Origin of the sequence: Shewanella sp. MSW, assembly GCF_007636515.1 — a bacterium.
Classification (GTDB): Bacteria; Pseudomonadota; Gammaproteobacteria; order Enterobacterales; family Shewanellaceae; genus Shewanella; species Shewanella indica.
Genome location: NZ_LVDR01000003.1, coordinates 64,627 through 78,606, shown reverse-complemented (window position 1 = coordinate 78,606; position 13,980 = coordinate 64,627). Strand labels below are relative to the sequence as shown.

The window sequence follows — 13,980 nt, the reverse complement described above, 5'->3', positions numbered from 1 at the left end:
AGGAGAAAAGATGATGAAAAGTTTGAATCAGTTTGTGAAAAATGCGATTGGATTTGCATTGCTTTCTACTCTGTTTGCTTTACCGCTACTGCTGGCGTCGACACCCACCAAGGGCAAGGATGAAGTCAATACGCCATCTCTGTGTGAGCCGTATCCAGAGTGTGTGATTTACAAGATCCCCGATGAGTCCATCAATCTATAACCGTCAGTGGAGGCCATCATGTTACAGGTAACTCTCTATTTGGTCGGTTCACTGAGCGCTTTTGTATTGGTGTACTACCTGTTTTTAAACTTGGTTCTTGCGTCCGAAGAATCAAGCTTGCTCGACCCTAAGGACAAATAACTCTCCCTTTCCAAGCCAAAGGGGCACGGTGTAAACCGTGCCCCTTTTTATTCACCAGGAAGCTTAGGAGAAGCTGTGACCGCCCACATGCATGATGCAAAAGGTCCAGACCACAAAAGCCAGAATACCGTGTACCAAAGCGTAGAAAGCCTGATCCAGGCGACGTAAGCCGGCTGCTTGCCAGATAAGGTGCAGGTGCAGCCCAAGCACCAGAGGGAACAGTAACAACAAGGGATAAAGGGCGAATGGGCTGGCATCTCCCAGCAGAGGCCGGGTCAACAGTGACCAGAGCACCATAAAGGCGGTGATCAACGGGGGCAGGGCAAGCCGATACTGCTCGGGATAGGGAAACATTGCAGGTCCTTGATACAGCTGAATGGAGGCGGATCAGCGGACGGCTCTGGCAATCAATTGTGCCTTGGCTTGCAGCATTCCCGTTTCTCCGCCGGGCATATGGCCTTCAAAGTAATGTAAAGTCTCGAATTTGGCAAATCTGTGTTCTAGCTCACCTTCATTCAATAAAAAGTCCGGGTTGCTGGGACGGCCGAACTTGGCCTGTTCTCGAGTAAAGGTTTCGTAAAACAGCAAGCCTCCTGGCTTGAGTTGTTTGGCAATCCAGGGCAGCGAAGGGCGATGTAGATAGTTGAACACCAATACCACGTCGAAAGGGAGCAGATCGGGCTTTTCACCCTGCTCAAGGTTCCATTCCAGGAATTGGCAGTGAGGAAACTGGCGCCAGAGTTCATCAAAGCTCTCGGGGTTACGGTCGATGAAGGTGACCTCGGCCCCCTGTTTGGCAAACCAATAGCCATTGCGCCCTGAGCCGCAGGCCAGGTCCAGCACCCTGAGCTCAGGTGTTATCTCTGGGTGTCGGTCAAAGGCTGTGATCAGTTCTGCGGTCTTCATCCCTTGATCTCCTTGCGACTGTCGATTCTGCGTCTGTGAACTATAGAGTAATGCCGCAAGCCCGCGGGCCCGTGTGACACTATGACCGAAAGTAAAACCACAGTCACAAGCAACTCGCTCTTGTAGGCTGCCAGGGGGATAAACAACAGGAGCAACAGCAGCTTCACCAGGGTCAATACCCCTTTCAGTTGAATAAGCCAGCGCCAATCCCGGACTATCTCCCACAGCATCAGGCAACTGCCGCTGGCCATGGCCATTATCCAGTAGAGTTGCCAGCTTTCTCTGGGGACAGATAGCAAAATACCGCCACCGGCACCGACTATTCCCAAAATGTGCAGGGCTCTGAGGCTGGTCTTACAAAGGCGTTGCAGCCAAAACTGCTTTTCAGACATCTGTGTTTTAGTCATGGCGATGATATCTGTGATCCAGAATACAAATTTTCCGTTAGCTTAGCAGCATTCGCCAATTGGCGACTATGCTTGATCCTGTATTTGTCGAGTCTTCTCACATGGAAATACAGAACCTCAAAACGTTAACCTCGTCAGCTATACGGTACGCTGACCGTGATTTGTATCAATATGTGACCGGCTAATCTGCAAAAGTGCACAGAAATGCAGATAGCTGTCTGCAACAGGAAATTTTTTGTGACTCAGTTAAATATATGCCTAAAGGGGTAGTGATATCTTCTGCCGTGGGAGATATGACGTGCTACAGCCTTGGTAATTGGTATAAAAAACTAAAAAGCACTGTAGTACGAAATAGCTATATATGAGTATGTGAAATAATATGGTGGAGGAACACTCTATGTTCACGGGAGCACTTAAAAAAACAGCACTGGCTGCTCTGATTTCCGGCATGATGGCCGGTACAGCTTATGCCGGCGCAGATGTATTGGCGGATTTTCATGGTGAGATGGGCGGTTGCGATACTTGCCACGTTTCCGAGAAAGGTCCAACCGATGACAACCTGACCCATGAGAACGCGCAATGCGTTAGCTGCCACGGTGATCTGAATGAGATTGCTGCCGGTGAAAAAGATCTGAAGATTTCTCCACACAAGTCTCACCTTATCGGTGAAATCGCTTGTACTTCTTGCCACATAGGCCATGAAAAATCAGTGGCATACTGTGACGCTTGCCATAGCTTCGGCTTCGATATGCCATTCGGCGGTAAGTGGGAGCGTAAGTTCGTTCCTATCGACGTGCAGAAAGATGCTCAAGACAAAGCCATCGCAGCTGGTCCTCGTGAAACCACTGACGTGGTTATCATAGGTTCTGGTGGTGCCGGTCTGGCCGCTGCAGTATCTGCCCGCGACAACGGTGCCAAAGTGATTCTGTTGGAAAAAGAACCTGTTGCTGGTGGTAACACCAAGCTGGCTGCCGGTGGTATGAACGCTGCTGAAACCAAGCCTCAAGCGGCTCTGGGCATTAAAGACAAGAAAGAGATCATGATTGAGGACACCATGAAAGGTGGCCGTAACATCAACGATCCTGAGCTGGTTAAAGTACTGGCCAATAACTCTTCCGACTCTATCGACTGGTTGACCGCTATGGGCGCCGACATGAATGACGTAGGTCGTATGGGTGGTGCCAGTGTAAACCGTAGCCACCGTCCAACTGGTGGTGCCGGTGTGGGTGCTCACGTAGCTCAGGTTCTGTGGGACAACGCTGTTAAGCGCGGTACCGATATCCGTCTGAACAGCCGCGTTGTTCGCGTACTGAAAGATGATTCAGGTAAAGTGACCGGCGTTCTGGTTGAAGGTAAGTACACTGGTTACTATGTGATCAAGGCTGATGCCGTGGTTATGGCTACCGGTGGTTTTGCCAGAAACAACGACCGCGTTGCCAAGTACGATCCTAAACTGAAAGGCTTTGCTGCTACCAACCACCCAGGTGCAACCGGTGACGGTCTGGATGTTGCCATGCAAGCCGGTGCTGATACCCGTGATCTGGAATGGGTACAGGCTCACCCAACTCTGTCTCCACGTGGTGGTGTGATGGTAACTGAAGCCGTACGTGGTAACGGTGCTATCCTGGTTAACCGCGAAGGTGACCGTTTCGTCAACGAAATCACTACTCGTGACAAGGCTTCTGCAGCCATCCTGAAACAGAAAGGTGCCAGCGCCTTCTTGGTATTCGATGACTCAGTTCGTAAGAGCTTGAAGAAGATTGAAAACTATGTCCACCTGGGCATTGTTGACGAAGGTAAGACTCCTGAAGAACTGGCCAAGAAGATTGGTGTTCCAGGTGCCGAACTGGCCAAGACTATCGCTACCTACAACGGTTTCGTGAAGTCTGGTAAAGACACTCAATTCGAGCGTCCTAACCTGCCTCGTGAACTGGGTACTGCTCCATACTACGCCATCGAAGTTAAGCCAGCTGTACACCACAGCATGGGTGGCGTGAAGATCGATACCAAGACTGAGGTTAAAGCCAAAGACGGTCATCTGATCCAAGGTATGTATGCTGCCGGTGAAGCCACTGGTGGTGTTCACGGTGCCAACCGTCTGGGTGGTAACGCTATCTCTGATATCGTAACCTTCGGTCGTATCGCCGGTGCTGAAGCTGCCAAGTACGCTAAAGAGCACTAGGCCAAGCTAATTCTCCGATAGCACGGAGTCGGGGCGCTTGAGCCCCCATCAAAAAAAGCGGACTGTCAGGAGTCCGCTTTTTTCTTTTTATTGCGCTGCATCATGTTTCCGGTGAGATAGCTATTGCCAAGCAAAGACAAGTTTAGGTAATTCACTTACACTTTTAGCTACCATTCCAATTACCGGGTCATAAACAGCATGAAGATAGGTTTTTTTAGCGCCAAGCGTTACGACATGCAGCATTTCAACCGTACCAATGAAGCCTTCGGGGCGCAAATTGAGTATTTTGATGTGCGCCTATGTATGCAAACAGTGAAACTGGCTTACGGATTCGAAGTGATCTGCGCCTTCGTCAACGATGAACTCAATGAAGAGGTGTTGACAGAACTGGCTGTCAACGGCACCAGGATCATCGCCATGCGCTGTGCCGGCTTTAATAATGTCGACCTGGATGCGGCCAAACGTCTGGGTATGAATGTTGTCAATGTCCCGGCTTACTCTCCAGAATCTGTAGCCGAACATACGGTTGCCCTGATGTTGACCCTGAACCGCAAGATCCATAAGGCGTATCAACGTACCCGGGATGCCAACTTCTCTCTCGAAGGGTTAGTGGGCTTCAACATGTTCGGTAAGACAGTGGGCGTGGTCGGCACAGGGAAAATCGGTATTGCTACCATCAAGGTCTTGCTGGGCTTTGGCTGTAAAGTACTGGCGTTTGACCCTTATCCCAACCCGCAAGTAGAGACGCTGGGGGCTCGTTATGTCACCCTGGATGAGATGTACCAACAGAGCGATATCATCAGTCTTCATTGCCCGCTGACGGCGGAAAACCGCCATCTGCTCAACGCAGACAGCTTTGCCAAGATGAAGCCGGGCATGATGGTGATTAACACCAGTCGTGGTGGCTTGCTCAACGCCATAGATGCCATGGAAGCGCTCAAGCTCGGACAGATAGGTTCGCTGGGGTTGGACGTGTATGAGAACGAGAAAGAGCTGTTTTTTGAAGATAAGTCCAATGAAGTGATCCAGGACGATGTGTTCCGGCGTTTGTCGGCTTGCCACAACGTGATCTTTACCGGTCACCAGGCGTTTTTGACCGAAGAGGCCTTGGGCGCCATCGCCCACACCACACTGTCCAATGTACAGAAACTCCTCAGCGGTGAGCGTTCGGGTAACGAGCTTTTCTAAGGAAGGTACGAATAAGTCCCATGTGTGCTCTGCGTCGGCTTACAGGCCTGGATGCACGTGGTTCGCAGCAAATGGCCCTAGTCCTTTGCAAGAATTCTCTAAAGATAAATACTGACACCCGACTCCCCGATTGCTAGATTGAAATAACCGCATCGGGGAGATGCTCATAGGGAGGTGTCATGCTGGTTACACAGAGTCTTCATCAACTGCCGACGGCAAGCGGCAGCATGCAAACCCGGGTCTATCGTCCCGATAGTGAGGGTTGTTTTCCCGCCATCATTTTTTACTCGGAAATTTTTCAGGAAACCGCGCCAATAAGCCGCATGGCTTGCATGCTGGCCGGTCACGGTTTTGTGGTATTGGTGCCGGAGATTTTTCACGAACTCAATCCGCCGGGCACTGTGCTTGGTTATGATGACAGTGGCAAGGACAAAGGCAACAGCGACAAGCTGAGCAAGCCATTGGAAGCCCACGATGATGATACTCAGGCGCTGGTGGATTTTATTCGGGCTCAGCCCTGGAGCCGCGGACGGATTGGTGCCATGGGCGTCTGTGTTGGCGGCCACCTGGCATTTCGCGCCGCCCTTAATCCCGATATCGCAGCGGCATTTTGTCTCTACGCCACAGATATTCACAGCGGCGCTATCCCGAGTGCGCCGGGGAATGACTCTCTGAGCCGCTGCCGGGATATTCGTGCCGAGTTGATGATGATCTGGGGCAAGCAGGACCCCCATGTGCCGAGTGAAGGGCGCCGTCTCATCCAGCAAAGGCTGGAGCAATGCCAGACCTTATACAGCTGGCAGGAGCTCAATGCCCAGCACGCCTTTATGAGGGATGGCGATCCCCGTTATGACCCGGCATTGGCGTTGCAGATGTATCAGCAGGCGCTGGCGCTGTTTCAGCGCAGGCTCAATTAATCCTGCTTGGTCAGTTGCTCCGGCTCTGTCTCTTGTGCCTGCGGCGCCGAGGCATTGCCGGGTGCCAGCTTCAGCACGGCTTTTTGCAGTATCAGGTTGTTGGGGTAGGTAACAGTATCGCCGTTGTCGCGGCGGATAAGCACGTGGAACAGCCCCACTTCCAACAATACCCCGGTAATATCTTCATCCTTGTCGACGACTTTGATCCGCTCACCGACTTTGTAGGGAAACACAAAAAAGATCAGCACCCCGGCGGTGAGGTTACTCAGTATCGACCACTGGGCCACCAAAGCCACCCCCAGCACGGCAAATGCCGAAGACACGAACAGTGAAACCTCCTGATAGCCGAGTCCCAGAGAAACGGCCATCAACGACAGAGTGACAAAGAACAACAGATAGCTGATAAAGCGGGTCACCAGGCTGGTGCGCGCGGCGCTGACCTGTTTCTTGTCCGCCAGGGTTTGCACCGCATTTTTCAGCGCCCGCTGCAGAAAGAAAAACACCCCGAGATAGAGGCAGGCAATCAGAATATTGTGAGTCATATGGCGTATGCTTCTGTGAGAAATAAGGCATTTGCTGGCATACTAGCGACTTTGTCACAGGGGATAAACTCCCCAACCGAGAATTATTCAAGCATGGCAGATTATCGCACCTTAGTGCAGCAACAGGATGAATGGGGCAGCGTCGCTGTCCTCGATGATGGCGACTGCCGGATCTTGGCCTTCGGCGAACACGACGAGCAGAGCAAACTGTTGAAAAAGGCCCCCCATGTACCGCAGCACACCTATGTGCAGGCCATGCTGCTGGCGCTTTTGTACCTCAAACCCAAGAGTGCCATCATTTTGGGGTTGGGCGGCGGCGCCTTGGTGCATGCTCTGAGGCATTTTGATGCCGCTATCAAGCTGACCGCGGTTGAGTTGCGCCCCCTGGTGCTTGAGTTGGCCAAGAGCCATTTTCAACTGCCACTGTCGAAAAAGCTGAACCTTATCAATCAGGATGCCAATCAGTTTCTGGCCAGTGCCGAGCACAAGAAGGTAGATATTATCTTCGCCGATCTCTACGGCTCTGAAGGGGTGGATGCCGGTCAGCTGAGCCAAGCCTTTATCGAGCAGAGCCTGGCACTGCTCAAGAGTGAAGGTTTGCTGGTGCTCAACTGCTGGAAAGAGCACAGTCAGGACAGAGGCCTGCTGGCTCGCCTGCAGCAACATTTCCCCGATGTGCGGGCCTGCCTCACGGGGGGCGGCAACTGGGTAGTGTTTGCCTCAAGGACACCGAAAAACTTTACCAGTGCCGGGCTCAAGCAGGGCGCCGCCGGCTTGTCTGCTGTGCTGGACTGCGATCTCGGCCGCTCTCTCAGTCGCTTCGAACTCTGGCAGTAGGCTAATTTGTAAGGGATTGTTAAGGGCACTAGTCCGTAAAAGCCCTGATGTTATATTTGTCTGCCCCTCAATAATGATAAGCAGTACAAATGAATAAAAACAAAAGATTAGCAGTAAAACTTCTGACCCTATCCTGCCTTATGGGCGCTGGGACGACACAGGCCGAACAGTATGAGTTTGCCACTCAAGTCGCCCCGGCCAACACCTTGGTGATGTTCCAGCATCAGGATGGCACCCTATACTCGGCCGCCGGATTGCAGGCGGATACCCGCAAACAACTGCAGCGCGCCATTGCGGCCGCTAACTTCAAAGGCCAGGAGGGCGAGCTGCTCGAATTGCTGGCCCCCATTGGTACCCAAGCAGAGCGCCTGCTGCTGCTCGGGCTTGGGGATGCTGAACTGACGCCGGGGGAGACAGTTTTGCTGGGGGGCAAGCTGTCAAATCATCTGGAAGCCGTCAAACAACCCAAGGTGGCGGTATGGGCCGCAGATATACCCAATAGCCAAGGGTTTATCGCCGAATTGACCCAGGGGATCTCCCTGGCAAGCTACCGCTATCGTGACTTTACAGCCAAGCCGCGCACCGAAAAACAGTACCATTTTGCGGTCGCCGAGCCCAAGATAGCCGAGACTAATCACCTCAAGTCAGCAGCGATTGCCGATGGCGTGGCGCTGGCGCGGGATCTGACCAACAAACCTGCCGCCGAACTCTATCCCGAGTCCTTTGCCGATGCGGCCAAGGAACTCAAGCGTCTTGGCGTCAAGGTTAAGGTGTTGGAGCCCAAAGACCTGGCCAAACTCAATATGGGCGCGTTGCTGGCCGTGGGCAAAGGCAGCGAGCGAGGCCCAAGGTTGGTAGTGGCACACTGGCAAGGCAGTGATGATGCTCCGGTTGCGCTGGTGGGGAAGGGGATTACCTTTGACTCAGGCGGCTATAACATCAAGGCGACCGGCACCTCGATTGCGCGGATGAAGTCAGATATGGCCGGCGCCGCCACAGTGTTGGGAACGGTCAAGGCGATGGCCGCCGCCAAGGCGCCGGTTAACCTGGTGGGTATCATGCCGCTGGCGGAAAACATGGTCTCGGGCCGTGCGATGATCCCCGGGGATGTGATCAAGACTGCCCAGGGGCTGACGGTTGAAGTCCTCAATACCGACGCCGAAGGACGTCTGGTGCTGGCCGACGGTCTTTGGTATGCCCGCGAGCAATACCAACCACAAGTGATAGTGGACGTGGCGACCCTCACAGGCTCCAAGGTGCGTGCCCTTGGGGTGGAATATGCCGGCCTGTTCAGTGACTCGGAACCTTTGGTGCAGCAACTGACCTATGCGGGGCAGCAGGTGGGGGAAAAACTGTGGCGCCTGCCGCTGGATCCGGCCTACGGCGAAGAGTTGCATTCCAGCATAGCGGACTTAACCAACACAGGCCGTGAAGGCAGCGCCGGGGCTTCTTCGGCGGCGATGTTTCTCAAGCGTTTTGCCGGTGAGCAACCCTGGGCTCATCTGGACATTGCCGGTAATGCCCTGGTCAGGAGCGACACTCAGTTGGCTCCGGCCGGAGCTACCGGTTATGGTGTACGCCTGCTGAGCCATTGGTTGGAACAGCATAAGTTCAGTGATAACCAATAGATCAATAACTTGCTCGGGAGCGAAGGGTAATCGCTTTTTTTCGCTCCCGATACAAGTTCCTCTGAAAAACCGATTAAGGCAACAGCTTTTATCCGTTATCTTATTTTAAACCCTTTGGTTAATATGACTTCCATCGAGGGGCAGCAATGAAGTTGACCCGGACAATTCAAACTGAAAATGGGAGCATACAATGACTCAGTCAATCATCAACTCTGTAATCAAACCCTTTAAAGCTACCGCCTTCCACAAAGGTGAATTCGTTGAGCTGACCGAACAGGATCTGCTGGGCAAGTGGTCTGTAGTTTTCTTCTATCCAGCCGACTTTACCTTCGTTTGCCCAACTGAACTGGGTGATATGGCTGACCACTACGAAAAACTGCAAGCCATGGGCGTTGAAGTTTACTCTGTGTCTACCGACAAGCACTTTACTCACAAGGCATGGCACGATACTTCCGACACCATCAACAAGATCCAATTCCCAATGATAGGTGACCCAACCGGTGAAATCAGCCGTAACTTCGGTGTGCTGGTTGAGGAAGACGGTGTCGCCCTGCGCGGTACTTTCGTCAGCAACCCTGAAGGTGAAATCAAAGTCGCTGAAATCCATGACCTGGGTATCGGACGTAGTGCCAGCGAACTGGTTCGTAAGATCCAAGCTGCTCAATATGTTGCTACTCACGACGGCGAAGTTTGCCCAGCCAAGTGGCAGCCAGGCGACGAAACTCTGGCTCCTTCTCTGGACCTGGTTGGCAAAATCTAAACTGCCAGTCTGACCCAGAAGGCTCCGAACCTCCCCCTGCAAGGGTTCGGAGCCTCTTTCCCCGCACTATTTCTGTTTTCCTTTAGTCTGATTCTGGAGTCATCATGTTGGATGCGAATCTGAAAAATCAACTGCAAACCTATCTGCAGAACCTCAAGCAACCAGTTGAACTTGTCGTATCTGCAGATGAAAGCCCAAAGTCCAAAGAGCTGTTGGCTCTGGCACAGGATATTGCCTCGCTGTCTTCCCTGGTCAGTGTGACCGAGCAGTCATTGTCCCGTACCCCGGCGATGCAAGTTACCTCAATCAAGGGCTCTGACATACGTTTTGCCGGTTTGCCCATGGGGCACGAATTTACCTCACTTGTGCTGGCTCTGTTGCACACAGGTGGGCATCCCATCAAGCTGGAGGCCGAGCTGATCGAGCAGATCCGCAGCCTGCCAGGGGAATATCATTTTGAAACTTTTGTCTCTCTGAGCTGCCAGAACTGCCCGGATGTGGTGCAGGCGCTCAATATGATGGCGGCGATCAACCCGCGGATCAGCAATACCATGATAGATGGTGCCTTGTTCCAGGATGAGGTTGAGCAGCGCAATATCATGGCCGTGCCTTCGGTTTATCTGAACGGCGAGCCTTTCTCTGCCGGCCGCATCAGCCTGAAAGAGATACTCAATAAACTGGATACCAATGCCTCTGCCCGCCAGGCCGAGAGCCTTAACCAGCGTAAGCCCTACGAAGTGCTGGTGGTTGGCGCCGGGCCTGCCGGGGCATCAGCCGCCATCTACGCCGCCCGTAAGGGACTGCGCACTGGGCTGTTGGCCGACAAGTTCGGCGGCCAGGTCAGCGAAACCGTCGGCATTGAAAACTTTATTTCGGTCAAGGCGACTGAAGGCCCCAAGTTGGTGGCAAATCTGGAAGAGCATGTTCGCGACTATGAAGTGGATGTGATGGATAACCAGAAGGCGGTTCGTCTCGGCAGCAATGGCCTCTATGAAGTGGAACTGGAAAATGGTGCCCTACTCAAGAGCCGCACTGTCTTGTTGGCCACAGGAGCTCGCTGGCGGGAAATGAATGTCCCCGGTGAGCAGGAATATCGTGGCCGCGGTGTGGCTTATTGTCCTCACTGTGATGGCCCGCTGTTCAAGGGTAAACGGGTTGCGGTGATTGGCGGCGGTAACTCGGGTATCGAGGCGGCTATCGATCTGGCCAACATAGTTGAGCATGTGACTGTACTCGAGTTTGACAGTAAATTGCGCGCCGATGATGTGCTGCAGCGCAAGGCCAAATCTATGGGTAACATCACTATTATCACCCAGGCGCAAACGACTGAAGTCCTTGGTGATGGCAGTCGGGTTATCGGCCTTAACTACACAGACAGAGCCAGTGGCGAGCAGCATAATATTGCGCTGGCAGGTATCTTTGTGCAGATAGGTCTGGTGCCCAACACTGAATGGTTGCGTGGTACTGTGGAGTTGACCCCGCGCGGTGAAATCATTGTCGATGAACGCGGTCAGACTTCATTGCCAGGGGTGTTTGCCGCCGGTGACGTGACTAACTCGGCCTACAAGCAGATCATCATCGCTATGGGTAGCGGTGCGACCGCCTCTCTGGGAGCCTTTGACTACCTGATCCGCCATTCAGAGGATGAATCGGCAGCGGCTTGATGGGTTAACCACTCAACAGCCTTTAGCAACACAGAAGCCGGCCAAGTGCCGGCTTCTTTTTGTTCTAAGGAAGGGGGCGAACAAGTCCCATGTGTGCTCTGTGTCGGCTTACAGGCCTGGATGCAAGGCGTGGTTAGCAGCAAATGGCCCTAGTCCTTTGCAAGAAGCACTTCCCTAAGGTAAACCTTTGGTTCAGCTGAGCGTCAGTCTCTGTGGGTTAATTTAAACCGTTTAGGGTCAATGCCGGTTGGTGGAAAATGACCTTGCCACTCGATTGCCTTGGCATTCCGGGTTTGGAGTAAATAACAATGTCTGCATCTTATTTGGTAAAGAGCGCCTTGTTGCCTTTGCTGTTGGGTTTGGAGAGTCTCGGCGGCTGCGCCGATATTCTCTGCTCTGCCCGTTCTGACGAAGCGGTTGCCGATGGTTGGCAGGAGCACAATCAGTGTGTGCGTCAGGCGGAAGACAACTTACGTCGTCATCAGCAGGAACAGCAAAGGCAGCAGGATACCGCGACGCGCCAGGCGCTGAAAGAGGCATTGGCGCAGCATAAGTGAGTCTTAGGTTCACCCATGTATCCACAATAAAAAACCGGCTTTGCCGGTTTTTTGCTTTTATCGCCAGAACCTTGGGAATATCAGGCTGTGGTATTGATATTGTGGCCTATGTTACCAACCGGAGCGGCTGGTTCCTGTGCCGGTGTGGCGGCCTGAATAAGTTGCAGCGCGATTTCGCCTTCGGCTTCCTGTTGCTGTTTGGCCAGTTGCGCGACTTTAACACCGACAGCGCCGGTATCCATATTGACCGGCAGTGGCTGGGAGTTGAGAGAAACTGTCATGGCTTTCCTCTGGGTTAATGAGTCACGTTGGGACTCGGGCATGATACTGTTATCGGCGTCAATAGCCTTAACTTTAGTCTAATTCCCGCTTGTCCGGCAAAAGCCAAGCCACCAATGGGCGACTCGGCTTTGTGCTGCGGGTCTATACCTCAAGGAGTGACCTATCAAGCGGCCTTACGGCGGCGCTCCAACAGTTTTCTAATGCTGACAATCAGTATGGTGACGACTATGGCACCGATAATCAGCCCCAATGCCAGGCTGACGCTCTGCAGCGCCGCCGGGTTGACCGCCAGGGTGCCGCCCAATCCCAACATCATGATGCCGGACATCAGCTTCAGGGTCTGGCCTTCTTTCTCGGTCAGCTTGCGCTTGCCGAGAGTCATGCTGAAGGCGATCACTATGATGGCCAGTGGGATAACGTAGACGATGTTGTACAGCACCAGGTACATATAGCGCTCAAAGCTTGGCAGATTATGCATGGAGAGCACACTGGTGTAGATCATAGGGAAGCCCGCAGTACACAAGAGTTCATAGGCGTTGGCCAGAATCGCCAGTACTGTGGTGCCGGCTATCATGGTCGCTAAACTGGAGGCGCTGGATAGCTTACCCATGCGCTTGATAAGCCCGCTGCGGTTTTCCGCCGACATGGAGAGGGTCACTTCCCCCTTGGTAAAGAAGTAGTCTTTGATGTTGATAGTGCCTGCTATCAGTGCCAGGATCCCCGCCGCCAGAATAATCATCCCGCCATCACTGCCGGCGCCCAATAGCTGGAAGATGTTGAGCCAGGCGGTCATAAACAGGAAGTAAATAAAGCCCGAGAAGAACACGAAGATGCCACCAACCAGCAGCATACGGCCGCGGCTCTTGGCATTGACCATGATGGACAGCAGGAATAAGAGCACAAAGAAGGCGCAGGGGTTAAAGGCATCAACACCGGCCAGAACCAGCGTCAGGATTGGCAGCGACATGGTTTCAGGTGTCACCACCCCAACCAGAGGCAACTCTACCGGCTGAACTTCGGGCTCTGCCGCCAGAGCCGTGGCATCACAGGTGCCGTCGCCACCGTCATTGGCGCAGGTGCCGAATAGCGGCGCCTGGGGTGAACCTGTGCTTGCCTGAGTGCTTGTTTGCCCCGGCATATCTTCCGGGCTCAACTGGCCGCCCGCCTGCAGATAGCAGTTTTTGAGGCGGTTGAGTAGGAACTGGCCCGTCACCTCTTCACTGGAATAACCAACTATCGCCTTGCCACAGGTAGCCATATAGGGCACTGAGCGGGCTTCTGTTCCTGTCTCTGTGGCCAACTGTTGCCACAGCTCCTGAGTGCCTTCGGCGCCCACCATCACAGAGTGCAGCTCTATCCAGGGATAGCGCTTCGGTAGAGAGTCGATGAATGGATGCGCTTCGGCGCAGTGGGGGCAGGTCTTGGACCAGACAAAATATAAAGGAATTTTGATCTGCCCTTGCTGATCCACCTGTTGCCACTGGATCTGCGATGCCGAATTTTCGGTTGCGGCAAGGCCTGCGCTGAAACTCAGTAACAGGCAGAGAAAGAAGGTTCTTAACATAAGCTTACCTGTGTAAGAGGGATTAAATTGTATCTGAATGACCCATAGCCCGGTTCAGGCTACAAGTGCCCTACGAATACTTTACTCCAAGGCCTTGGTATTCATGATAAAGCAGCATCAAAACTGTTAGCAGACTCGAAAAAGTCCCTAAAGTGAGACACATGGACATTTGTTAAGCTTTGAGTAATAAAACCGCATTCGAA

15 protein-coding genes are annotated in these 13,980 nt (G+C 53.1%); 9 read left to right on the top strand and 6 right to left on the bottom strand.

Features of this window, described 5'->3' with window-relative positions; all coding sequences use genetic code 11:
- The first annotated feature begins 10 nt into the window (after positions 1 to 10).
- Positions 11 to 202: a hypothetical protein gene (locus AYI96_RS03575; protein WP_039035056.1), complete on the top strand. Its 192-nt coding sequence runs from the start codon at positions 11 to 13 to the stop codon at positions 200 to 202.
- A 204-nt stretch (positions 203 to 406) separates the two neighbouring features.
- On the opposite strand, the gene AYI96_RS03570 is transcribed toward AYI96_RS03575, so the two are convergent.
- Genes AYI96_RS03570 through AYI96_RS03560 form a run of 3 tightly spaced genes read right to left on the bottom strand, consistent with a single transcriptional unit; the run spans position 407 to position 1,656 of the window.
- Positions 407 to 697 carry a hypothetical protein gene (locus tag AYI96_RS03570; protein WP_028779462.1) on the bottom strand — a complete coding sequence of 97 codons (291 nt, stop codon included), beginning with the start codon at positions 695 to 697 and terminating at the stop codon, positions 407 to 409.
- 33 nt (positions 698 to 730) lie between these two features.
- On the bottom strand, positions 731 to 1,249 hold the full coding sequence (locus AYI96_RS03565) for a class I SAM-dependent methyltransferase (protein ID WP_101052807.1): 519 nt from the start codon (positions 1,247 to 1,249) through the stop codon (positions 731 to 733).
- Positions 1,246 to 1,656, bottom strand: a complete 411-nt coding sequence (locus tag AYI96_RS03560; RefSeq protein ID WP_101052809.1) for a hypothetical protein — start codon at positions 1,654 to 1,656, stop codon at positions 1,246 to 1,248. The genes AYI96_RS03565 and AYI96_RS03560 overlap by 4 nt, the downstream gene beginning before the upstream one ends.
- A gap of 397 nt (positions 1,657 to 2,053) precedes the next feature.
- On the opposite strand from AYI96_RS03560, the gene fccA reads away from it, so the two are divergent.
- The 3 genes from fccA to AYI96_RS03545 all read left to right on the top strand — a co-directional run bounded on the left by fccA (position 2,054) and on the right by AYI96_RS03545 (position 5,943).
- Positions 2,054 to 3,838 carry a fumarate reductase flavoprotein subunit FccA gene (gene fccA, locus AYI96_RS03555; protein ID WP_101052811.1) on the top strand — a complete coding sequence of 595 codons (1,785 nt, stop codon included), beginning with the start codon at positions 2,054 to 2,056 and terminating at the stop codon, positions 3,836 to 3,838.
- Positions 3,839 to 4,036: 198 nt separating this feature from the next.
- On the top strand, positions 4,037 to 5,026 hold the full coding sequence (locus tag AYI96_RS03550) for a 2-hydroxyacid dehydrogenase (RefSeq protein WP_071476538.1): 990 nt from the start codon (positions 4,037 to 4,039) through the stop codon (positions 5,024 to 5,026).
- 179 nt (positions 5,027 to 5,205) lie between these two features.
- Positions 5,206 to 5,943 carry a dienelactone hydrolase family protein gene (locus AYI96_RS03545; protein ID WP_144361019.1) on the top strand — a complete coding sequence of 246 codons (738 nt, stop codon included), beginning with the start codon at positions 5,206 to 5,208 and terminating at the stop codon, positions 5,941 to 5,943.
- Here the strand turns inward: AYI96_RS03545 and AYI96_RS03540 are convergent.
- Positions 5,940 to 6,485: a mechanosensitive ion channel family protein gene (locus tag AYI96_RS03540; RefSeq protein ID WP_045283018.1), complete on the bottom strand. Its 546-nt coding sequence runs from the start codon at positions 6,483 to 6,485 to the stop codon at positions 5,940 to 5,942. The two genes, AYI96_RS03545 and AYI96_RS03540, sit on opposite strands and share 4 nt — an antisense overlap.
- A 93-nt stretch (positions 6,486 to 6,578) precedes the next feature.
- Between AYI96_RS03540 and AYI96_RS03535 the strand changes: the two genes are divergently transcribed.
- The 5 genes from AYI96_RS03535 to AYI96_RS03515 all read left to right on the top strand — a co-directional run bounded on the left by AYI96_RS03535 (position 6,579) and on the right by AYI96_RS03515 (position 11,931).
- A complete protein-coding gene (locus AYI96_RS03535) occupies positions 6,579 to 7,322 on the top strand; it encodes a spermidine synthase (protein ID WP_028779458.1) in 744 nt (247 codons plus the stop codon).
- Between the two features lie 89 nt (positions 7,323 to 7,411).
- A complete protein-coding gene (locus tag AYI96_RS03530; RefSeq protein ID WP_144361018.1) occupies positions 7,412 to 8,950 on the top strand; it encodes a leucyl aminopeptidase in 1,539 nt (512 codons plus the stop codon).
- Between the two features lie 190 nt (positions 8,951 to 9,140).
- Positions 9,141 to 9,710, top strand: a complete 570-nt coding sequence (ahpC, locus tag AYI96_RS03525) for an alkyl hydroperoxide reductase subunit C (protein WP_028779456.1) — start codon at positions 9,141 to 9,143, stop codon at positions 9,708 to 9,710.
- A 104-nt stretch (positions 9,711 to 9,814) separates the two neighbouring features.
- Positions 9,815 to 11,374: an alkyl hydroperoxide reductase subunit F gene (gene ahpF, locus AYI96_RS03520; RefSeq protein WP_071476541.1), complete on the top strand. Its 1,560-nt coding sequence runs from the start codon at positions 9,815 to 9,817 to the stop codon at positions 11,372 to 11,374.
- A gap of 308 nt (positions 11,375 to 11,682) precedes the next feature.
- Positions 11,683 to 11,931 (top strand): hypothetical protein, encoded by a 249-nt coding sequence (locus tag AYI96_RS03515; RefSeq protein ID WP_039035046.1) that lies wholly within the window; start codon positions 11,683 to 11,685, stop codon positions 11,929 to 11,931.
- A gap of 80 nt (positions 11,932 to 12,011) precedes the next feature.
- On the opposite strand, the gene AYI96_RS03510 is transcribed toward AYI96_RS03515, so the two are convergent.
- Both AYI96_RS03510 and AYI96_RS03505 read right to left on the bottom strand, forming a co-directional pair.
- Complete coding sequence (locus AYI96_RS03510) at positions 12,012 to 12,212, bottom strand: hypothetical protein (protein ID WP_039035045.1); 201 nt, start codon at positions 12,210 to 12,212, stop codon at positions 12,012 to 12,014.
- 164 nt (positions 12,213 to 12,376) lie between these two features.
- A complete protein-coding gene (locus tag AYI96_RS03505; RefSeq protein WP_039035044.1) occupies positions 12,377 to 13,777 on the bottom strand; it encodes a hypothetical protein in 1,401 nt (466 codons plus the stop codon).
- Between the last annotated feature and the right edge of the window lie 203 nt (positions 13,778 to 13,980).